We start from the raw sequence: 21694 nt of genomic DNA, 5'->3' as shown, positions 1-21694 counted from the left end.
TTTGGATATACTACTGGTAGAAGATGATCAAACATTATGTCAACAAATCACTGAGGCATTGATGTCATGGGATTATCATGTCACTTGTATTCAAAACTTTGATGAAGTTTTTCAAGAATATCAAAAAGCTGATCCTCATATTATTTTAATGGATATTACATTGCCCAAATTCGATGGCTTTCATTGGACACGACAAATTCGTCAACATGCGAATGTACCGATTGTATTTATATCATCACGTGATCATCCAATGGATCAAGTGATGAGTATGGAGATTGGCGCAGATGACTATATACAAAAACCGTTCCATATGCCCGTTCTGATTGCTAAGTTACAAGCGATTTTTCGACGTGTGTATCAATATAATCAAGAAGAACGACGGACAATTTTGTGGAGAGACAGTGTTGTAGATTTGTCTAAAGGTACGATAGCACGCGCAGAACAGACAGCAGTGTTATCTAAAACGGAAATGCTTATTTTAGAGGTTTTACTCAAGCATAAAAATCAAATTGTATCCCGTGATACGTTGATGACAGCGTTATGGGATGATGAATCATTTGTAAGTGATAATACGCTCACTGTAAATGTCAATCGTTTACGCAGAAAATTGGCAGATATAGGTTTGAATGGTGTAATAGAAACAAAAGTAGGGAAAGGTTATCTTGCACATGAGAACAATTAGGTGGGTATTTTATTTTTTAAGAGAACGTATCGCTTGGATTGGTTTACTCGTTGCGTTGGATTTACTTTTTTTGTTACTTGCTGCATTAGATGAAAAGATATCGCTTGGAAGCTTGTGGTATTTCATAGGATTAAAATGGCTTGTGAGCATTGCGTTTTTGATACGTACTTATTTGAGAGAAACACGTTTTTATCAACGTTTAGAATCGTATGCTGAAGTCGAATCATTGCAGCATCGCTATTTAGCCGAATCCCCTTTTGAAAAGATGACCTTGGATTATTTACAAGTGAAAATTCAACAACTTCAACAATCTATTGGTGAACAACAACATTGGATTAATTTGAGTGAGCAAAATATGACGGAGTTTATTCATGACATTAAAACACCTGTGACGGCTTTAAAATTGTTAATCGAGAAAGAAGAGGATAGCAAGCGTCGACACCAATTGATGTTTGAATGGTCTCGCATTGATTATATGCTCGATCAACAATTATTTTTAGCGCGACTTAATCATCAATCCAATGATATGTATTTCGAAAGCGTCAAGTTGCGTGCCATTCTAATTGAAGAAATTCAACAAACACGTCATCTCTGCTTACAAAAAGGTGTTGGATTTGATTTGGCTGTGTCAGATACGTTAACGGTTTATACGGATAAGCGATGGATTCGTATGGTCATTCGTCAAATTATTTCAAATGCGATTAAATACTCTGACAATGCGTACATTTCGATTTATACGACGTTTGAAGATGATCAAGTGCATTTACACGTTCAAGATAGAGGAAGCGGTATAGCAGCACATGATTTACCACGTATTTTTCAACGCGGATATACAGGTAAAAATGAGCGTTATCAAACGGTCTCTTCAGGCATGGGGCTTTATTTAGTCGACGCTGTACGTGATGCTTTACGTATTCAAGTGACTGTAGACTCTCAACTGGGTGAAGGCACAACGGTTTCAATTCATTTTCCAATGCAAAATGAAAATATTGCGCGCATGTCAAAGTGACAAAAATGTCACATAAGGCATGCGTTTTGTCACATGATACGCACGATTTATCATTGTATTCACTATAAAATAACATTATAAATTTGATGAAGGAGTGAGGAATCGTGTCCATTTTAAATGTGAGTCATGTTAGTAAAATATATGGGAATAAAAAACAAAGCTTTGAAGTTTTAAAAGACATTAATTTCAAAGTTGAAGAAGGTGCATTTGTAGCGATTATGGGGCCCTCTGGTTCAGGTAAGACGACATTATTAAATGTTTTAAGTTCAATTGATTACGTATCAAGAGGAACGATTGAAGTGAACAAACAAGACATCACGCGTATGTCGAACAAACAACTCTCTCATTTCAGAAAACAAAATGTCGGTTTTATTTTTCAAGATTATAATGTTTTAGACACTTTGACTGTACGTGAAAATATCATGTTGCCTTTGTCTATTGGAAATATTAATAAGACTGAAGCAGAGCAACGCTATCAAGAAGTGACAGATGCACTTGGAATCACAGATTTAAGCCATAAATATCCAAATGAAATATCAGGCGGTCAAAAACAGAGAACAGCAGCGGCACGTGCATTAATTAGTAAACCTGCGATTATTTTTGCAGATGAACCTACAGGGGCGTTAGATTCTAAAAGTGCACAAGATTTATTGAAACGATTAGATATGATTAATCGTCACATGAAAACAACAATTGTGATGGTGACACATGATCCGGTAGCAGCAAGTTATGCGCATCGCGTGATTATGTTGAAAGATGGTCAAATTCATACAGAATTGTATCAAGGGGACAAACCCGCTTCACACTTTTACCAAGAAATCATTCAAAATCAAAGTGTGTTAGGTGGTGTACAGCATGCGTTTTAGTCACATTGTACTTAAAAATTTCCGCCAAAATTTGCGCCATTATGCGATATATTTGTTTTCTTTGCTACTCAGTATCTCGTTGTATTTTAGTTTTGTGACATTAAAATATACAGATGATATTGCACATTCAGAGTCAGCAGAATTATTGAATAAAGCAGCAGGAATTGGAGAAAAATTTCTTTTTATAATCATCATCGTCTTTTTGCTTTATGCGAATCGATTATTTATTAAGAGACGTACACAAGATTTTGCATTATTTCAATTGATAGGACTGTCGCGTAAAGATTTAATGCGCATGCTTGGTATAGAGCAAACAGTCATCTTTATTTCTACAACATTTGTGGGAGTAATACTTGGATTATTTGGTTCTCGCTTATTGTTATTAATTATTAAAAATGTTGCACACCTACCAATTGAAATCAAAATTGCATTCGAACCTCAAGCATTACTCATTACTTTGATACTTGTGGTTTTATCGTTTTTATTAATTATGATGCAAAGTTTTCTTTTTATAAAACGACGTTCGATTATACAAATGATGAATGATATTAAACAAACTGAAGCCCCGCAAGCACACATTACCAAAAGAGATGTTATGTTAGGCGTACTCGGTATTTTAATGATAGGTGTCGGTTATTACTTATCAGTTATTATGTTAAAAGATGTAAGATTATTGATCATATTAGTACCTACAATTTTATTTACAACGGTTTTAGGGGCATACCTTTTCTTCAGAAGTTCTGTTTCATTGATTTTCAAGACACTGAAGCGGAGTAAAAGAGGCTATGTCAATGTTACAGATGTGGTATTCACCTCATCAATTATGCATAGAATGAAGAAAAATGCGTTTTCTTTAACTGTTATTGGTATAATATCTGCTATTACGATAACAGTTTTATCATTTGCAACGATAGGTCAAGCCAATATCGAAAATAATGTTGACATGATGACTCCAAATGAATTCACCTATATGAAAATGAAAACTGCGCAACAGTTCGAAGATAAATTAAAGGAAAATAATATACCTTATCAAAAGAAAACATTGCACATGATAGATGTACCAATTTTAACAGAAAGCAGTGATGTTAATAAGGATTTCGATGTGACACCCGTTATAAGTGCTTCAGAAATTGATGATGTAAAGGTAAATAAAGGTGAAGTCGTATTTGTGAATGGTTATGGAGTAGCAAACAACATCTCTGGATTAAAAGAAGGTATCCAGTTAAGTCTCGGGGATCAAAAGAAGCACGTTCAATTAAAAGTTACCGAAATCTCAAGTCAGTTTTATGTTGCCAATCGAATTATATTAGGTCAATCTCTTGCAGTTGTGAATCAACAAGATTTTAAGGCGCTACAATCAACACAACTTAATGATAAACACAATGGTCCTACAACGCAGATTGGTTTTGACTTGAAAGATAAGAAAAATTTAAAAAAAGCTGAAAAGTGGAATCACCAATTGAATCAAGAGATTCCGCAAAATCGAACGGCTCTACTTGAGCAACAACTTCAATTTTCAGGGATGTTTTTATTTGTAAGTAGCTTCTTGGGTATAGCATTTCTTATTGCAGCAGGGTGTATTATCTATATTAAACAAATGGATGAGACAGAGGATGAGATGCAAAACTATCGTATCTTACGTAAAATGGGTTACACACACCAAGATATGTTTAAAGGATTGGCATTTAAAGTATTATTTAACTTTGGTTTACCTTTAGTTATCGGCTTGCTTCATGCGGGTTTTGCTGCTAGAGCTTTTAATGAATTAATGAATGGTAAGAACTTCATACCTGTATTCATTGCGATGGGCGTGTATACAATCATCTACTTTATCTTTGCAATACTCGCTTACATGCATTCACGACGTAGCATTAAATATTCGATTTAAAATAGTAAAATTTAATCCGATATCATGACGTAATGAAACATGTCAATATTTTAAATTGTTTTAAAGGCATGATAGAAATCTTGAAATATAAAGGTTTCTATCGTGCTTTTTGGTATATAAAACGTGGCAGTTACATTTGAAAAAGATAAGCACACAGCTTTATATATTATATGATGATAGATATTTTTAGTTCTAAAAGGAATACATATTTTATAAATATAACAATAAATCATTTGAATGATAACAAAAACTTATCATATTTTTGGGTGACTGATAGGGTAAATCTTTTAAATTAAACTTTAAAAATATTTTCAAATTCTTTAAAAAGTTTATAATAACCCTACATTAGAGATTAATAATACCTTAATAGTTACAGAATTTTCGAAAATAAACACACATTTAATAAAATATGTTGATAATTTTAAGGGGCAAAATACCTTAACAAAATAAAATGTTAAGGTTTTGTAAATTTAATTGTAGCGCTTTAAAATATATGCTATTTTCAAATAGGAATTGTGAAAAAGGTTGAAAGCATGTAACAACAATGAAATAAGAAAATCAAAAGGTGATATGACCCTATCAAGCATCTTATGAGTTAACAAAGGTTTAACATTATCTTATAATTAAAGTAATAAAACTTTTACAAAAGTGATTGGGTAATCGCTGAATGGAGGATTTTAAGATGATTAGGAAGAAAAAGGATAAGTTCATGGAACGCCTAGAGGATATGATTTTCAATTTAGACCGTGCAGCAATTGAGTTCGGTAAAATGGATTTCAATACACACCTAGACTTACGAGCTTATGCTGATAATATCAAGACGTATGAATCACATGGTGACGACTTAATGCACCAAGTCATAACAGATTTAAACCAAACATTCATTACGCCAATCGAACGTGAAGATATTATGTCATTGTGTAATGCGATTGATGATGTCTTGGATGCAATGGAAGAAACATCGGGTATGTTTGAAATGTATTCGATTGAATATACAGATGAGTATATGCTTGAGTTTGTGGATAATATTCAAAAAGCAATTGGCGAGATGAAATTGGCCATTGGTTTAATGACAGAGAAAAAACTTTCACATATGCGTGTACACTCTATCAATATTAAAGAATATGAGACAAATTGTGATGGCATTTTACGTCAGTCTATTAAACATATTTTTAATAGTGAAACAGACCCTGTTACTTTAATTAAAATTAAAGACATCTATGAAAGTTTAGAAAATATTGCCGACCGCTGTCAGGCTGTTGCAAATAATTTTGAAACAATCATAATGAAAAATAGCTAAGGGAGTCCTTATTTATGGAGTTTTTGTTGCTTATTACGGTAGCTATCATTATCTTTTCGTTATTATTTGATTTTATCAACGGGTTTCATGATACAGCCAATGCAGTTGCGACGGCAGTATCAACGCGTGCGTTATCACCGAGACAAGCCATTTTGTTGGCAGCATTTATGAACTTTATCGGGGCACTGACTTTTACGGGTGTAGCCTCAACAATTACAAAAGAAATAGTCGATCCATTTACATTAGAAAATGGGCTTGTTGTTGTGTTAGCAGCGATTTTGGCGGCTATTGTATGGAATTTAGTGACTTGGTATTATGGGATACCGAGCTCATCTTCACACGCGTTAATCGGTGCAATTGCAGGTGCGGCAATTGCTTCTGCGGGTTCTTTTAATGTGTTACACTATCAAGGCTTTACGAAAATTGTGTTAGTGTTACTGTTATCACCCGTGATTGCATTTATCGTTGGTTTTATTATTTATACGATTGTCAAAACGATTTTTAGAAATGCGAATTTAACAAAAACCAATCGTAATTTTCGTATCTTTCAAATATTCACAGCGTCTTTACAATCTTTTTCTCACGGTACAAACGATGCCCAGAAATCAATGGGGATTATTACATTAGCGTTAATTGTCGCGAATTTACAAACAAGTGTTGAGCCTGCATTATGGGTTAAGGTCTCTTGTGCAACGGCAATGGGATTAGGAACAGCCATTGGGGGCTGGAAGATTATTAAAACAGTGGGCGGTAACATTATGAAAATTCGTCCAGCAAATGGTGCGTCAGCTGATTTAGCTTCAGCATTGACAATATTTGTCGCATCATCACTTCACTTTCCATTATCAACAACACATGTCGTTTCTTCATCTATCTTAGGGGTAGGTTCTTCAAATCGGATTAAAGGTGTGCATTGGAACACAGCGAAACGTATGATTGTGACTTGGGTCATTACATTGCCAATTTCAGCTGTTATTGCTGCAGTTTTTTATTTGATTTTAAACTTATTCTTATAATAGAGAAGCATCTATAGCCTAAGCGACTCTGTCTATTATAAGAAGAGTGTGCAATGCAATGGTAAGAGTAAAAGGACAAGTATGCGCTGTATTATTACAGCACGCTATAAAAATTGATGATTTGAAACAATAAAAAAGCCATTAGAAGTGAAAAGCTTCTAATGGCTTTTTTAATGACATATGCTTCAAAATGAATTAGTGAATATAATTATATTGAGATGCAACTGAAGCAGGAATTGTACGATAATCAACAACACCTGGAGGCGTATTGTAATTCATTTCTGAAATAAGAATGCTACCATCTGGATTTGTACGTTCAACATAGGCTACGTGACCGACTGGACCTTCAAAGTTTTGTAAAATAGAACCAACAGTAGGATTGTGATCTACTCTGTAACCATCAGTTGCTGCATTGCTAGCCCAATGATCGGCATTCCACCAATATGTACTGATGGGTTGGCCTGTTTCAGCACGACGGTTGAAAACGTGCCATGTACATTGACCCCAGTCGTATAAATTTTGATGATTAAATGTAGGAGATGTATAGCCTCCGTTACCTGTTGATGAACCATTTGAGCCCCCGATTTGAGGCGCTTGTGCACCACCAGAACCACCAGCTCCACCAGGGATTTTTAAAGTTTGTTGTGGATGGATTAAATAACTATTTAAGCCATTTGCACGCATCAAATCTTGGACACTGACACCATATTGTGCGGCAATAACATTTAAAGATTCGCCTGCTTGTACAACGTGTGAACCATTATTGGATGATTGTGCTGTTGCAGCACCGCCAGCACCGCTACCTCCACCGATTGAGAGGACTTGACCAGGGAATACCATGTTATTGTCTAACTGATTCGCTTGTTTAATTTGATCAACAGATGTGCCGTATTGTTGTGCGATTGACCATAATGACTCTCCAGATTGAACCGTATGTTGCGTTGAAGCTTCAGCATCTTGATGCGTTAATAATGCAGCTGCGCCAGATGCCATCGTAAATGCAAATGCGAATTTTTTCAATGTATTTCCTCCTTAGTGACACTTAGATTTTTAATCTCTATCATTTATGAGTGTTCTAATTTGTTATGAATACACTACCCATGATAACAAAGAATAAATCATATAGGGCACATGTTACGAATTTGTAATGTTGTGGAAAATTTTATTTAATTTGACGGATGGCTTTAAACATTGTAGTGCTCGAATTGTTGCATTCATTTTAACGGACAGAAAATTTTGTTTTGTAAGATGATTTTAATATAACGATACCTCATTTACCTGTTAATAAAGATGAACATCTTATGAAGAAATGTGGGTGGTAATTAATGAGTAAGGAGGTGGGCAATTAGATGGATGATAAGGGCATAATGATAAAATGCAGTGGCTAGCTGGATTGCACAGGGGCTGTTGTAAGCTTTGTGCAATCCGAGTAGTCATCTCCATGCCTTAAACGGAAGACAGATACGAATTGACGGTAAAAAAGGTGAGGGAACCGTCATAAAACGGAAGGCTATTAATTAACGATCTCGATTGAGTAATTTGTAAATGAAATACCAGTTTTTCTTAATAGGCTTAACGAAATCACCGATATATTCTTCAACGTGTGCATTAAATCCTTTTTTAAATTGTTGAACACCGTAGTCTTCAGCATCTTTTGAAAAATCGCCTGTTACGCCATAAAAATTGTAACGATCAATATGATGATCTAGGCTAAATTTAATCATTTCCCATTGTAATTTATAAGCACCCATAAATTCATTATATTTCGGATTGGATCCGCTAGATAAATAGTACATTTCATGATTGTTATAGATGTATAAAGCAGCGGCTAAATCAAGCACTTCACCATCACTTTCGATGAGCGATTGAATTCTTTCAATTTTTTTATTTGAGCTTTGAAGTCGTTGACGTAAATCTTGGACTTTTGATTTCTGTTTTTTAGAATTAGGGTTTTCTTCTAATTTTTCTTCTGCTAAAGTCAACGTTTCTGTGATGGACTGTTGTTGCGTTGTTAATGTGCTCAAATAATCTTTCAAATTAATGGTCGCAATTTTTAAAGCAGAATTTTTATAGATTTTTTGCATTTCTTTAAAATAGTCTAAATCTCTAAATGAAAATCCATGTTTTTCTTCAGCCATTTTAAAAAGTTTGAAGAAGCGTTCTGTTTCATCAATACTTAATTCTTCAACTTGTACATGCATTTCTTCGGTCTTTTTAATATTTCTACGTGTTTGGTATTGCATTGCTTTTAATAAGTCTGCTTCTGTTTTATCTTTTAAATCAAGGACTGACAGCCATCTAATTTGGCTCAATGGATGATAGCCAATCGAATAGCCTTGATGTTTATAGCCAAGCCCTTCAAGTGTTGTTTTAAATGTTTCATAATGATGCGACGCAATGATTTCACCATCTGCATTATATTCGTTGATGACCATATAAGGATCAACTAATGTAAATAAGCAGTTTTGTTTTTTTAAATATTGTGTGAGATTTTCAAAGAAAAATGTTACTAACTCAGTGTTATGAAAATCCATCACTGGTCCTCTATGTGAGTAAAAGTATTTAAAGAATTTCATAACACGAGCTTCTGTAAATAAACAACCTGCAATTACTTTACCCTTATCGTTTTTAACCCCGACAATATGAACGTCTTGGCTTTTATTATCTCTATATTCGAAGAGATCTTTACTTTGCGTGTAATGCGAAAAATTCTCTTGAGTAAATGAATCAAATTCTTGTTCGGTTAAATTTAAAAATTGCATAATTTCGTCCTTTCAGTAAGCAAGATATATTCGTGATATTAAAATTTGGGGCTAATAAGCGAGTTTCAATAAATAAGCGCTGCGCTCTCATCCTATTTCATTAAATCCACATCAACCTACATATCATGTAAGCGATAACAAAAAATGACATCATATTAATATGTAAGGGGCGCGCCGTCTCACATAAAGTTAATGCGTAGCAACTATTTTGATACACTTAATGATTTTAAAATCATCATTGCGTTCACAATGCATTTCCCCACCACAATGCTGATGTTGCATTTGTTACATAAAAGTGTAACTGCATCAATGACGATGATATGGAAAGTTTCAGTACTAATAAGCTTAATTAGAGCGTGCAAATATGAATTGTTTAAAGGTTTAGAAACGAACAGATACGGACTATTTAAAATAAAAAGTAATTTAATCGTAGGTGTTATAGCTATGTTTTTTATTGGATATGCTGATTACTTTAATTGCACTTACTTGTTAAGGATATAACAATATTTTGCGGTTTTCAAGCGAGGTTGAAAACAAGAATATAGACCGCAATATATAATGAAACAGCGTATCTAGTGGGAAAAAGAATGTTTAAGTTCAACTTATTTATTAATCGATGTTAAGTTGCACATATTAATGAAAGAATGAGGCTTATATTTGTTTGAGTTCCTTTTCGAGAATGTTAATTTGTTTCGTTAGCGATGCTTTCTTTGTATTAAGGACCTCTAAATGTAACGTTAAAATTGTTTTAACGTCTGTTTTCTTTTCATAGAGCATATTGGTATTTTTCTTAATTTCTTTCAAAGTCATATTTAACGTACTTAAGCATTTGATAAACTTAATCATTTCAATATCATCTTTTGAATATAATCGTTTATTATTCGAATCTCTTTCTATAAATTTTAGAATCTCTTTTTTTTCATAAAATCTTAATCTACTTTTGGATATATTACATATTTCTGCAACATAATCGATATAATATTTTTCCAATGTGAGCATATCCCTTCTCTTAAAGTAAGGTTTAACTGTTATCTTATTATATATAATCATTTCATAGGAGGAAATACAATGAAAAAAGCTTTAATTGTAATGACAAATGTATCTAAATATGAAAATTTAAAAAGAGCAACAGGTGCTTGGTTTTCTGAAGTAACGCATTTTGCGAAAGACTTTTACGATGCGGGTTACGAAGTAGATTACATGAGTCCAAAAGGTGGCTATGTACCACTTGATCCCGTAAGTCTTACACCAGATATGATGTCTGATGATGATTGGGCATACTATACGGATGATAACTATATGAAGAACTTTGGCCATACATTATCTCCAGATGAAGTAAACCCGGAAGATTACAGTATTATTTATTTTGCGGGTGGTCACGGTGTAATTTGGGATTTAAGAAATAATGAAGCAATCAATAACATTGCGGTTAAAATCTATGAAAATAACGGAATCGTTTCTTCTGTATGTCACGGGGCAGTTGGCCTGTTAGACATTCCATTTGAAAATGGCTTCTTAGTGAATGGTAAAGAAGTGACAGGTTTTACAAATAGTGAAGAAGAAGCAAATGGGACAACTCAAAGTATCCCTTACTTATTAGAAGATGAGTTTGTAAGCAAAGGGGCAAAATTTAAAAAAGATGCAGATTGGCACCCATTTGCGGTCGTAGATGGTCGTATTATTACAGGTCAAAACCCACAATCAGGCCATGCTGTAGCTGAAAAAGCATTAGCGTTATTAAAAAAATAAAGGAGTGAATGACATTGTCTCAATTAATTATTGGTGCAAATGGTGGCGTAGGTAAACATCTCGTCAATAAACTGAAAGCGCAAAACGTTGAATTTACTGCAGGTGTAAGAAAAGAATCGCAAGTTGATGCATTAAAAAATGATAATGTCTCAGCGATTTATGTAGATGTTGAAAATCAATCTATAGATGAATTGAGTGAAACATTTAAAAATTTTGATCAAGTTCTTTTTTCAGTCGGCTCAGGGCCTAATACTGGCGATGATAAAACAATCATTGTTGATTTAGACGGGGCAGTTAAAGCGATTAAAGCGAGTGAGCAAGCTGACGTTAAGCATTTCATTATGGTATCTACGTTTGATTCACGTAGAGAAGCATTTGATGAATCAGGAGACTTAAAACCATATACGATTGCAAAACATTATGCTGACGACTATTTACGTCGTACGAACCTTAAATATACAATTGTACATCCAGGTGGTTTAACAAATGACAAAGGGACATCAAAATTTATTATTGCTTCTAATGTAAGAGGTAAAGGTCCTATTAAAATCACAAGAGAAGACGTTGCTGAAGTATTAGCAGAAGTGGTTGTTAATGATGCGCTTCATGGTAAAGAGTTCCAAATCATTAATGGTGATGCATCACTTTCAGATGCAGTTGCAAAATTTCTAGAAGAAAAATAAAGCGAATGTGAGCCTATAATAATGGTTCACGTCACGCGATTGATAGGGCATCATATCGTTTTTAAAAGCGAGCATCTCAAGTTGTTGAATTCAATACGACGAGATGTATCTCAATCTATTAAGAACGGAGGCTAATTATGCAAAATGAACAAATTGTTTTAGCAAAAAGACCTAAAGGTGTACCAAAAGATGATACTTTTAGATATGAAGAGATAGAAACTGTTGAGCCAAAGCAAGGTGAAGTTCAACTAGAAGCAATTTATATTTCAGTTGATCCGTACATGCGTGGCAGAATGAATGATTCGAAAAGTTATGTTAAACCTTATGAAATTGATGCGCCTATTCACGGCCATATCGTGGCGAAGGTTATTAAATCTGAAGCGGATAATTTTAATGTAGGTGATTATGTTACAGGTGTCTTACCTTGGCAAAAAATCATTACCGTAGATGCACAAAAAGTAGATCCGATTCCTTCAAAAGAAGTTCCATTGTATTTGTATTTAAGTGTTCTCGGCATGCCTGGTATGACGGCTTATACAGGTTTATTAGAAATTGGAAAACCAAAACAAGGTGAAACCGTCGTTGTATCAGCAGCTTCTGGTGCTGTAGGTTCTGTTGTAGGACAAATCGCTAAAATTAAAGGCGCTAGAGTTGTTGGTATTGCGGGTGGCGACGAGAAAACATCATATTTAACAGATACACTTGGCTTCGATGTTGCAGTTGACTATAAACGTGATGACTTTGCAGAGAAACTTGAACAAGCTGTTCCAGACGGTATTGATGTTTATTACGAAAATGTGGGCGGCGCACTATCAGATGAAGTATTCAAACATCTCAATCAGTTTGCGCGTGTCCCGGTGTGTGGCGCCATCTCAACATATAATAATACAGAGGCTGAACTGGGACCAAGAATTCAAGAAACTTTAGTGAAGAGCCAAGCATTGATGCAAGGCTTTGTGGTAGCTCAATTTTCTGATCATTTTAAAGAAGCAAGCGAACAACTTGCAAAATGGGTCTCTGAGGGTAAAATAAAATCAGAAGTAACAATTGATAACGGTTTTAATCAATTGCCTACAGCTTTTAGAAAATTATTCTCAGGTGATAACTTTGGTAAGCAAGTCGTGCAAGTATCTGAAGAATAATTGAAACTAAACACAAACTTTAAAGTCAGCAAAGGAGAAAATATGAAACAACTTATCGCAAAATTATTATTTAGCACTATGTTTTTCCGAAGTGGACAAGCCCATTTTAAAAACAAAGAAATGTTTTTAAGAATTGTCCCATCTTATTTGCCTTTTAAAGAAGCAATTGTGAAATACTCAGGTATCGCAGAATTTGTACTTTCTGCCTACATTTTATTAGGCAAAAACAGAAATCGTGTAAGAAAAATTGTAAGTGGCTTTTTATGGCTCGTCTTTCCAGCAAACATTTACGCTGCAAGAAAGAAAATTTCATATGCAGACAGTGAACGTAAGACAGTGAAAGAGCATGTGATTCGATTACCATTGCAATTTGTGTTTGCATTCCTAACTAAATTTTTATAAAATCGTCGCAAAAAATTGAATGAAGCCGGCGCCAAAACTAAGTTGTTATTTCTTAGTTTTGGCGCCGGCTTTTTGATGATTTAAGTTGAAATCAATGCCAATATTGCATTTGATAACCGATACGAGGACGGGTAATAATGAGTTGTTTAGATGAAGGATGCGCTTGGTTAAGCTTGTTGCGCAATGATGTCATATGGACTCGTAGGCTCGGCATCTCTGATTTATTCACATAACCATAAATAGATTTGAGTATCGTATCGTACGTGAGTACTTTTCCTACGTGACGGCATAATAATTCTAATAAAGCAAACTCATTAGGGGTTAAACTTAACGTCTCGTTATTAATACATGCTGTTTTAGACTGATAAGACACGACTAAAGGCCCATTTTCGAAGACGATATCTTTATGATCTTGCATATTTTTCAACCGTTGTACGACTCTAATGCGTGCGCGTAATTCATCAACATTAAAAGGCTTTGTCATGTAATCGTTCGCGCCGTTATCCAATGCCTCAACAATCGTTTGTTCATCTAATCGTGCACTAATCACAATAATAGGGATATCAAAAGTTTGACGTATCATTTTAATGAGGTCCAAACCATCCATATCGGGCAATCCTAAATCCAACAAAATAATATCGGGTGCTTTTGAACGAATTTGAAAATTAGCGTCTTTGCCATTAGTCGCAGTGAGCACTTCATAATAATCAAGGGTTAATGAGACGTCGAGTAAGTGTGTAATCGCATCATCATCTTCTACAACGAGTATTTTAACATTCACTGCACTTCCTCCTTAATTTTTTTAATATTCATAAGGTAGGTTGAAATAAAATATACTACCATGTGGCTCGTTTTGTCGATATTTTAACTGACTGTCATGTTTCTCTAAAATAGACTGAACAAGATAAAGACCGAGCCCCATACTGTCTTTTTTATTATCTTTGAAAAGTTGATGTTTATGAAAAGGTTGGAAAATTGTATGTTGCTCTTCATCAGTCAAGCCAGGACCATGATCAATGACCTCAAACAAAATCTGCTGTTCATTTTTACTGATGACTAGCGTGATTTTAGTTTCAGGAGGTGTATGTTTTAAAGCATTTTCTATCAAATTGAATATGGCTTGTAAAATGAGTTTGCTATCAATATTAACAAAACAAATATCATGAAATGCCATGACCTTAACTTGATGATTTAATCTTCTACGCTCTAATACTGATTCTATTTCTTCAACTAATTCTTCAATGAGGTAAAGTTGACGATTTAATTTCACATTTGAATGTTCGAGTTTCGTAAGTGACAAAATATTTGAAACTAACATGTGTAAATATTGAGCTTCATCGAAAGAGCGTGAAACCAACTGATGTTGTTCTTGTTGAGACATCTCTTTGCCGTAAAGTAATAATACATCTAAATTACCGATAATTGATGTTAAAGGTGTTCGGATATCATGAGAGATCGAACGTAGAAAGTTTGAACGTGTCATTTCTCGCTCAGCACGCAACATCGATTCACGGGTTTGACGTAATAAGCTCAAGTTTTCTACCGCAAGTGAAATTTCATTAAGCATAGACTCTAAAATAGAATTATCATAGGAATCAATGACTTGTGTTTCTGAAAAATGTATAGACACAATCGCTTTGACAGGATTTGTGCCTATTGGAATTAATAAATATTGAATCCCTGGAAAAGTATCCGTCGTGGCACCAGCACGTTTTTGGTTTTTGATAATCCAACTCAACGCTTGCTGATGTCGTGAATAGTCGGCATGCGGAACCTCGATAGGAATCGTTTTTGAAATCTTTTCATCTTCAACTAAGTAAATCGTAACTTCTTGATTTAAAAGATGTTGGATTTGATGTCTTGCATTAACTAATAAATCAGGAATGGTATACGTTTGTTTAATTGAATCATTAAATTGTAACAGGATATCTGTACGATAGAGTTGATGTTTCGTTACAATGTACTGATGCTTAATTTGTTTTAATAGTCCACTTGTCACGATGCTGACGATAATACTAATGGTGAATGTAATAGGGTAATCAAAACGATAAACTTCGAAAGTAAATCTTGGCACGGTAAAAAAGAAATTAAAGACAAATACGTTTAAAATCGCTGCGAAAAAACCGATGAGGTACGACTGTGTCCACATACTTAAAACAATAATCCCTAATAAAAATAATAGGAGAATAATGGTATCTTGTTCCCCTTTATCTGCGTTATAAACCCATAGGCCCAAAAGGACACATATGGCTTGAATGGTGATCATTTTAAAAATATCCACGGCCCAACGTTTCTGCTCTACCTTTTGACTGTGTCGTTCATGCTTCGCTTTCATTTGAATATGCTTTATTGGCACGATTTCAATTTTATAATGATGCTTTAAATCCAGTAATTGGTCAATCAGCGGGCGTTTGAAAATATCGTTCCATCTGTCACTAATATGTTGTCCAATAAAAAGTTTAGTGACTTTTTGGGATTTGCACCAGTCGTCGAGACCCGATGCAATTTGATTATCATAAATCACTTTTACGGATGCCCCTAATGATTGTGCAAGCATTAAATTTTGATGGACTTGACTTTCATTAGCGTAGTGTCTGCCTTCATGATCAAAAACGTCAATATAAACAGCTGTAAATTGAGCATGTTCACGATTGGCGATACGCCGCGCTTCTCGAATAACCGTCTCATTGCTGATGCTCCCACTAATTGCGACGGCAATATGAGGTGTAATATCAATATTTTTCTTATAGAGGTGCTCTTTTTGGCTCATAATATCTGCGGCTGTTCTGAGTGTTAATTCCCTTAGTTCTGAAAGGTTCTCGTAAGTGAAAAAATGAGTAAATGCCGTATCGAGTCGTTCTTTTTTATATACTTTTCCTGCTTTAAGACGATTGATGAGCTGTTTAGGTGAAATATCAATCACTTCTATGGCATCACTCGACATAATAAATTGATCTGGCACCCGTTCTTTAACTTTGACACCTGTCATTAATGATACTTGCTCGCTCAAACTTTCGATATGTTGAATATTTAACGTGGTATGTACATCAATTCCGTGGGAAAGAATTTCTTCAATGTCCATATATCTTTTTTCATGACGCTCTTTTGAAATATTCGTGTGTGCTAATTCATCTATAAGAATGATATCAGGCGCATCATCAATGATTTGATCAACATCTAAATACTGGAATGTATGACTCCCATGATTTTTAGATTTAGTTTGTATGACGGGTAGTTTTTCAGCTAGCGCATGGGTTTCTTTACGTTGATGTGGCTCTATGTAACCAATTTTAATATCAGCGCCTTCTTGATATGAATCTATAGCATTAGATAACATTTCATAAGTTTTACCCACACCCGGAGAATAACCAAGGTATATTGTCAGGGACCCTCTTTTTATCGTTGGATTACGCTCCATATTTTTCACCTCTTTTAATTCATCATAAACTTCAAACCTTATATTTTCTATAAAAAAATACGTTTTTCTTTATCTTAATAACTTCTTAATAAAACGGTACAAATATTAATAATCTCCTTATAAAAATTTTTATATAATAATTCCTGCAATAAGGAGGAGGTCAAGAGATGATTATCGTATTGGGTCTCATTGTCATCGTATTAATTGGCTATTTAGTATACGCCTTAATTTACAGTGAAAAGTTTTAAATTCGATTATTGATGGAGGGAAAACATGGAAGTCGTTATCTTTTTAATCATCTTTCTTTTATGCGCATTTTTATTAAGTCGATACTTATATAGTGTTGCATTATTAATCCCTACACCGGCAGATAAGGTGTTTTTAGGTGTGGAAGAAGGGATTTACAAAGTGTTAGGCACAAAGTTAGAGCACATGTCGGGTAAGACATATCTGAAACATTTTCTACTATTTAATGGACTAATGGGAATCGTGTCATTCCTATTGTTACTGATTCAACAATGGCTCTTTTTAAATCCGAATCATAGTTTAAATCAATCGGTTTCATTGGCGTTTAATACGGTCGCTTCATTCTTAACGAATACGAACTTACAGCATTACGCTGGAGAATCTGGACTCACTTATTTAACACAGATGATTGTCATCACTTATTTGATGTTTACGTCTAGTGCTTCAGGTTATGCGGTTTGTATTGCGATGTTGCGTCGACTAACGGGGATGACAGATGTCATTGGCAACTTTTATCAAGATGTTGTACGGTTTATCGTTCGCGTTTTAATACCGCTATCATTTCTTGTGAGTATTCTTTTGACGAGTCAAGGCACACCACAAAATTTAAAAGGTAACCTAACGTTGCATACGATCACGGGAAAAATTCAACAAATCGCATATGGTCCTATCGCATCATTAGAGTCCATTAAACATATCGGTACAAACGGTGGCGGCTTTTTAGGCGCCAACTCATCAACACCATTTGAAAATCCGACTGTATGGTCGAACTATATTGAAATGTTGAGTATGATGTTGATTCCTGGTGCGCTTGTCTTCCTATTTGGAAGAATGTTGACAAAAAGTGGTAAACAAATTCATGCGCACGCTTATGTCATATTTGGAACAATGTTGCTATTTTTTTTAGTTTTCTTCACGATTGCCATTATTTCAGAGTACAAAGGTAACGTTGTGTTGTCGCATTTAGGTGTGGTTGGACCGAATATGGAAGGAAAAGAAGTGAGATTTGGCCCAGGGCTTTCAGCGCTCTTCACGACGATTACAACAGCATTTACGACAGGTACAGTTAATAATATGCATGATACGCTTACACCGTTTGGTGGTTTTGTACCTTTAATATTAATGATGCTTAATGCTATTTTCGGTGGTGAAGGTGTTGGATTAATGAATATGTTGATTTTCGTCTTATTAACAGTATTTATTTGTAGTTTGATGGTAGGGAAAACACCAAACTATTTAGGAATGAAAATAGAAGGACGAGAAATGAAGCTCATCGCATTGACATTTTTAATTCATCCGATATTGATTTTAGTTGCGACTGCATTCGCTTTTGTTATTCCTGGTGCGAGTGACGCATTAACGAATCCTTCATTTCATGGTATCTCACAAGCGCTTTACGAAATGGCATCATCATCAGCCAATAATGGTTCTGGGTTTGAAGGACTCGCAGATGATACGACGTTCTGGAATGTCTCAACCGGTATCGTCATGTTGATTGCGCGTTATATACCTATCATTTTACAAATTATGATTGCTTCAAGCTTAGTTAATAAAAAAGCATATCAAAAAGATGATCAGACCGTGGCTATCGACAAACCTTTCTTTGGTGTATCACTCACAATTTTTATTATTTTATTGAGTGGTTTGACATTTTTACCAGTGTTATTACTTGGACCTATTGGAGAATTTTTATCATTAAAATAAAGGAGGATATGTTGAATGAATCAATCATCTCATGTCTTGAATGGCGCGATAGTCAAACAAGCCGTCAAAGAGAGTTTTATAAAATTAAACCCTGCATATCTCATTAAAAATCCAATTATGTTTGTTGTAGAAGTAGGGATGGTTTTAACATTAATTATGACGATCGTCCCACAAATTTTTACAGATGATGCGATGTCACGGCTTTATTTATTTACAATTTTTGTGATTTTATTATTGACGATTCTATTCTCTAATTTTTCAGAAGCCATTGCTGAAGGACGAGGTAAAGCACAGGCGAATAGTCTTCGTGAAACAAAATCAAATATGGTTGCACGTCGAATTATAGGCGATGAAAAATATGAAACGATTGATGGTTCTGCGTTAAAACGTGGAGATCGCATCCTTGTTAAAGCCGGGGAAACTATCCCATCAGACGGAACGATTATTGAAGGGATTGCAACGGTTGATGAATCTGCAATTACAGGGGAATCAGCACCAGTGATTAAAGAATCAGGTGGTGATTTTTCAGGTGTTATTGGTGGCACAACGGTAACATCGGATTGGCTCGTTATTGAAGTTGATAGTGAGGAAGGGGCTACGTTTTTAGATAAAATGATTGCCTTAGTCGAAGGTGCACAACGTAAAAAAACGCCGAATGAAATTGCACTTTTCACCTTACTTATTACTTTAACGATTATCTTTTTAGTTGTTATCTTAACGTTTTATCCTATTGCACAGTACTTAAAACTGAATGTGCCCATTGCAACGTTGATCGCATTAACAGTATGTTTAATACCGACAACGATTGGGGGATTACTTTCAGCTATTGGTATTGCTGGGATGGACCGCGTTACACAATTTAATATTTTAGCTAAAAGTGGACGCTCTGTAGAAACATGCGGAGACGTAGACGTATTAATTTTGGATAAAACCGGCACAATTACTTATGGTAACCGTTTAGCGGAATCATTGATGCCCGTGCATGAAGAATGGTATGACAGATTGCTCGTCGCAGCTTATGAAACTTCTGTTTATGATGATACACCTGAAGGTAAAAGTATTGTTGCTTTGGCGCAAGCTTCATCGGTTCAATTACCGGACGAAGTCAAAGGTGACTACCAACCATTTAAAGCAGAAACACGTATGAGCGGTATTATCATAGGAGATCGCACAGTCTTTAAAGGGGCGCCTAATAGTATGATTAAATATGTTAAACAAAAAGGTGGCATGGTACCTTCTAATATTGAATCGCTGGTTACTGAAGTCTCTAGTAAAGGCGGAACACCTTTAATCGTCGTTGAAGATCAAACAATTTTAGGCGTCATTTACTTAAAAGATGTCATTAAAGAAGGATTGGTCGAACGTTTTCAAGAGTTACGTCAAATGGGCATCGAAACAGTTATGTGTACAGGTGATAACGAATTAACTGCCGCGACTATTGCGAAAGAAGCGGGTGTGGATCGTTTTATCGCAGAATGTAAACCAGAAGATAAAATAAAAGTCATTAAAGAAGAACAAGAAAAAGGGCATATCGTCGCAATGACAGGAGACGGAACAAACGACGCGCCTGCATTAGCACAAGCCAACGTTGGATTAGCTATGAACTCAGGTACATTAAGTGCAAAAGAAGCAGCAAATTTAATTGATTTGGATTCAAATCCAACGAAACTGATGGAAGTTGTTAAAATCGGTAAACAATTATTGATGACGAGAGGTGCGTTGACAACATTTAGTATTGCGAATGATATCGCGAAGTATTTTGCGATTTTACCTGCAATGATGATGGTCACTGTACCGGAAATGAGTATTTTAAATATTATGCGTTTGCATTCTCCTGAATCTGCAATTGTTTCAGCGTTAATATTTAATGCACTGATTATTGCATTACTAATTCCAATTGCGATGAAAGGTGTGCGCATTAAAGGTGCTTCAACTGAGACCATCCTCATGAAAAATATGTTGGTCTATGGATTGGGTGGTATGATTATTCCATTTATTGGAATTAAACTCATCGATCTCATTGTTCAATGGTGGATATAGGAGGGTGTATATGAAAGCGATAAGAAGTAGCATGGGACTCGTTGTAATGACAATGGTTTTGTGTGGTGTCCTCTTTCCATTGGCTGTAACGGCAGTTGGACAGACGTTGTTTCACCACCAAGCTAACGGAAGTCTTGTGACACAGAATGGTAAGGTAGTAGGTTCGAATCTCATTGGACAGCAGTGGAATGAACCGCAATATTTTCACGGAAGAACGAGTGCTGTCAAATATAATATGGATAAAGCGACATTGAAAGAAAAAGGGGTGGCTTCTGGTAGTGATAACTATTCAAATGGCAATCCTGAACTTAAAAAGAGAGTAGAAGATTTAAAACAAGACGATGGACACCATACACCGATTGATGCAGTGACAGAATCTGGTTCAGGTTTAGATCCGGATATTACGGTGGATAATGCAAAACAACAGGTGGCACGTATTGCAAAACAACGAAATCTCTCACCACAACAAATTGATCAATTAATTACAAAGCAAGCACATAAAGGAACGATGTATGATGACTATGTGAATGTGTTGGCGTTAAATATGGCTTTAGATCATCTGTCAGCACATTAATTATTGATTGTACAATGGCCGTTGTAGGGGCTATGATGATATGATAGAAGAGATGAGGCTGGGGTTATTTCCTCAATTCAAACGCTCTAAGATTGTTTTTAATGAAACTGTCTTAGAGCGTTTTTGGTGTTGTTTGCTTATATGGATGGCTTCGCTTTCCGAGGGGACAGCCTCAGCCTGTAGTCTTCGTCTTGTCCTGTTCCCTCAGGCGTC

The 21694-nt window shown here is 35.2% G+C and carries 19 protein-coding genes; 14 read left to right on the top strand and 5 right to left on the bottom strand.

Going from position 1 to position 21694, the window contains the following annotated elements:
• Position 1 precedes the first annotated feature (1 nt).
• From KM149_RS10605 to KM149_RS10580, 6 genes are all read left to right on the top strand, one after another.
• On the top strand, positions 2 to 682 hold the full coding sequence (locus KM149_RS10605) for a response regulator transcription factor (protein WP_050346017.1): 681 nt from the start codon (positions 2 to 4) through the stop codon (positions 680 to 682).
• On the top strand, positions 669 to 1691 hold the full coding sequence (locus KM149_RS10600) for a sensor histidine kinase (RefSeq protein ID WP_182281322.1): 1023 nt from the start codon (positions 669 to 671) through the stop codon (positions 1689 to 1691). The genes KM149_RS10605 and KM149_RS10600 overlap by 14 nt, the downstream gene beginning before the upstream one ends.
• Positions 1692 to 1795: 104 nt before the next feature.
• Positions 1796 to 2557: an ABC transporter ATP-binding protein gene (locus tag KM149_RS10595; protein ID WP_060830317.1), complete on the top strand. Its 762-nt coding sequence runs from the start codon at positions 1796 to 1798 to the stop codon at positions 2555 to 2557.
• The gene (locus KM149_RS10590) at positions 2547 to 4445 is read left to right on the top strand and encodes an FtsX-like permease family protein (protein ID WP_214971598.1); all 1899 of its coding nucleotides are present in this window, start codon (positions 2547 to 2549) and stop codon (positions 4443 to 4445) included. Before KM149_RS10595 ends, KM149_RS10590 begins: the two co-directional genes overlap by 11 nt.
• Positions 4446 to 5127: 682 nt before the next feature.
• Positions 5128 to 5745 (top strand): DUF47 domain-containing protein, encoded by a 618-nt coding sequence (locus KM149_RS10585; RefSeq protein ID WP_016424409.1) that lies wholly within the window; start codon positions 5128 to 5130, stop codon positions 5743 to 5745.
• Between the two features lie 14 nt (positions 5746 to 5759).
• Positions 5760 to 6761, top strand: a complete 1002-nt coding sequence (locus KM149_RS10580) for an inorganic phosphate transporter (protein ID WP_050331674.1) — start codon at positions 5760 to 5762, stop codon at positions 6759 to 6761.
• 195 nt (positions 6762 to 6956) lie between these two features.
• Here KM149_RS10580 and KM149_RS10575 read toward each other — a convergent pair whose 3' ends face one another.
• The 3 genes from KM149_RS10575 to KM149_RS10565 form a co-directional block, all read right to left on the bottom strand.
• Positions 6957 to 7781 carry a LysM peptidoglycan-binding domain-containing protein gene (locus tag KM149_RS10575; RefSeq protein ID WP_281060239.1) on the bottom strand — a complete coding sequence of 275 codons (825 nt, stop codon included), beginning with the start codon at positions 7779 to 7781 and terminating at the stop codon, positions 6957 to 6959.
• 497 nt (positions 7782 to 8278) lie between these two features.
• Complete coding sequence (locus tag KM149_RS10570; protein ID WP_060830315.1) at positions 8279 to 9523, bottom strand: aminoacyltransferase; 1245 nt, start codon at positions 9521 to 9523, stop codon at positions 8279 to 8281.
• Positions 9524 to 10174: 651 nt separating this feature from the next.
• A complete protein-coding gene (locus tag KM149_RS10565; RefSeq protein WP_037559186.1) occupies positions 10175 to 10513 on the bottom strand; it encodes a helix-turn-helix domain-containing protein in 339 nt (112 codons plus the stop codon).
• Between the two features lie 78 nt (positions 10514 to 10591).
• On the opposite strand from KM149_RS10565, the gene KM149_RS10560 reads away from it, so the two are divergent.
• From KM149_RS10560 to KM149_RS10545, 4 genes are all read left to right on the top strand, one after another.
• Positions 10592 to 11272: a type 1 glutamine amidotransferase domain-containing protein gene (locus KM149_RS10560; RefSeq protein WP_050346013.1), complete on the top strand. Its 681-nt coding sequence runs from the start codon at positions 10592 to 10594 to the stop codon at positions 11270 to 11272.
• Between the two features lie 14 nt (positions 11273 to 11286).
• Positions 11287 to 11955, top strand: a complete 669-nt coding sequence (locus KM149_RS10555; RefSeq protein ID WP_241415389.1) for an SDR family oxidoreductase — start codon at positions 11287 to 11289, stop codon at positions 11953 to 11955.
• Between the two features lie 137 nt (positions 11956 to 12092).
• Positions 12093 to 13097 carry an NADP-dependent oxidoreductase gene (locus tag KM149_RS10550; protein WP_241415388.1) on the top strand — a complete coding sequence of 335 codons (1005 nt, stop codon included), beginning with the start codon at positions 12093 to 12095 and terminating at the stop codon, positions 13095 to 13097.
• A gap of 42 nt (positions 13098 to 13139) precedes the next feature.
• Positions 13140 to 13499, top strand: coding sequence for a DoxX family protein (locus KM149_RS10545; RefSeq protein WP_050331668.1), 360 nt, complete (start codon positions 13140 to 13142; stop codon positions 13497 to 13499).
• A 91-nt stretch (positions 13500 to 13590) separates the two neighbouring features.
• On the opposite strand, the gene KM149_RS10540 is transcribed toward KM149_RS10545, so the two are convergent.
• Positions 13591 to 14280 (bottom strand): response regulator transcription factor, encoded by a 690-nt coding sequence (locus KM149_RS10540; RefSeq protein WP_050346010.1) that lies wholly within the window; start codon positions 14278 to 14280, stop codon positions 13591 to 13593.
• Positions 14281 to 14301: 21 nt separating this feature from the next.
• The gene (locus tag KM149_RS10535) at positions 14302 to 16917 is read right to left on the bottom strand and encodes a sensor histidine kinase (RefSeq protein ID WP_241415387.1); all 2616 of its coding nucleotides are present in this window, start codon (positions 16915 to 16917) and stop codon (positions 14302 to 14304) included.
• A 167-nt stretch (positions 16918 to 17084) separates the two neighbouring features.
• Here KM149_RS10535 and kdpF point away from each other — a divergent pair, with 167 nt between their 5' ends.
• From kdpF to kdpC, 4 genes are read left to right on the top strand one after another with little or no spacing between them, the layout of a single operon-like run.
• Positions 17085 to 17165, top strand: coding sequence for a K(+)-transporting ATPase subunit F (gene kdpF / locus KM149_RS12045; RefSeq protein WP_081635118.1), 81 nt, complete (start codon positions 17085 to 17087; stop codon positions 17163 to 17165).
• A gap of 25 nt (positions 17166 to 17190) precedes the next feature.
• Entirely contained in the window at positions 17191 to 18867 is a 1677-nt protein-coding gene (gene kdpA, locus KM149_RS10530; RefSeq protein ID WP_214971606.1) for a potassium-transporting ATPase subunit KdpA, read from the top strand.
• 15 nt (positions 18868 to 18882) lie between these two features.
• Positions 18883 to 20907, top strand: a complete 2025-nt coding sequence (gene kdpB / locus KM149_RS10525) for a potassium-transporting ATPase subunit KdpB (RefSeq protein WP_182280961.1) — start codon at positions 18883 to 18885, stop codon at positions 20905 to 20907.
• 10 nt (positions 20908 to 20917) lie between these two features.
• On the top strand, positions 20918 to 21481 hold the full coding sequence (kdpC, locus tag KM149_RS10520) for a potassium-transporting ATPase subunit KdpC (protein ID WP_182280962.1): 564 nt from the start codon (positions 20918 to 20920) through the stop codon (positions 21479 to 21481).
• Positions 21482 to 21694: the final 213 nt, after the last annotated feature.

The sequence above is a fragment of the Staphylococcus coagulans genome, from assembly GCF_022557135.1.
Taxonomy (GTDB): domain Bacteria; phylum Bacillota; class Bacilli; order Staphylococcales; family Staphylococcaceae; genus Staphylococcus; species Staphylococcus coagulans.
The sequence above is the reverse complement of the archived record's forward strand: the minus strand, read 5'-3'. Positions and strand labels throughout refer to the sequence as shown.

Excerpts from the sequence above, each read along its gene's own strand:
- KM149_RS10580 (WP_050331674.1), top strand. The coding sequence starts at position 5,760 with ATGGAGTTTTTGTTGCTTATTACGGTAGCTATCATTATCTTTTCGTTA.
- KM149_RS10550 (WP_241415388.1), top strand. The coding sequence starts at position 12,093 with ATGCAAAATGAACAAATTGTTTTAGCAAAAAGACCTAAAGGTGTACCA.
- KM149_RS10600 (WP_182281322.1), top strand. The coding sequence starts at position 669 with ATGAGAACAATTAGGTGGGTATTTTATTTTTTAAGAGAACGTATCGCT.
- KM149_RS10590 (WP_214971598.1), top strand. The coding sequence starts at position 2,547 with ATGCGTTTTAGTCACATTGTACTTAAAAATTTCCGCCAAAATTTGCGC.
- kdpC (WP_182280962.1), top strand. The coding sequence starts at position 20,918 with ATGAAAGCGATAAGAAGTAGCATGGGACTCGTTGTAATGACAATGGTT.
- kdpA (WP_214971606.1), top strand. The coding sequence starts at position 17,191 with ATGGAAGTCGTTATCTTTTTAATCATCTTTCTTTTATGCGCATTTTTA.
- KM149_RS10560 (WP_050346013.1), top strand. The coding sequence starts at position 10,592 with ATGAAAAAAGCTTTAATTGTAATGACAAATGTATCTAAATATGAAAAT.
- KM149_RS10535 (WP_241415387.1), bottom strand. The coding sequence starts at position 16,917 with ATGGAGCGTAATCCAACGATAAAAAGAGGGTCCCTGACAATATACCTT.
- KM149_RS10545 (WP_050331668.1), top strand. The coding sequence starts at position 13,140 with ATGAAACAACTTATCGCAAAATTATTATTTAGCACTATGTTTTTCCGA.
- KM149_RS10570 (WP_060830315.1), bottom strand. The coding sequence starts at position 9,523 with ATGCAATTTTTAAATTTAACCGAACAAGAATTTGATTCATTTACTCAA.
- kdpF (WP_081635118.1), top strand. The coding sequence starts at position 17,085 with ATGATTATCGTATTGGGTCTCATTGTCATCGTATTAATTGGCTATTTA.
- kdpB (WP_182280961.1), top strand. The coding sequence starts at position 18,883 with ATGAATCAATCATCTCATGTCTTGAATGGCGCGATAGTCAAACAAGCC.
- KM149_RS10585 (WP_016424409.1), top strand. The coding sequence starts at position 5,128 with ATGATTAGGAAGAAAAAGGATAAGTTCATGGAACGCCTAGAGGATATG.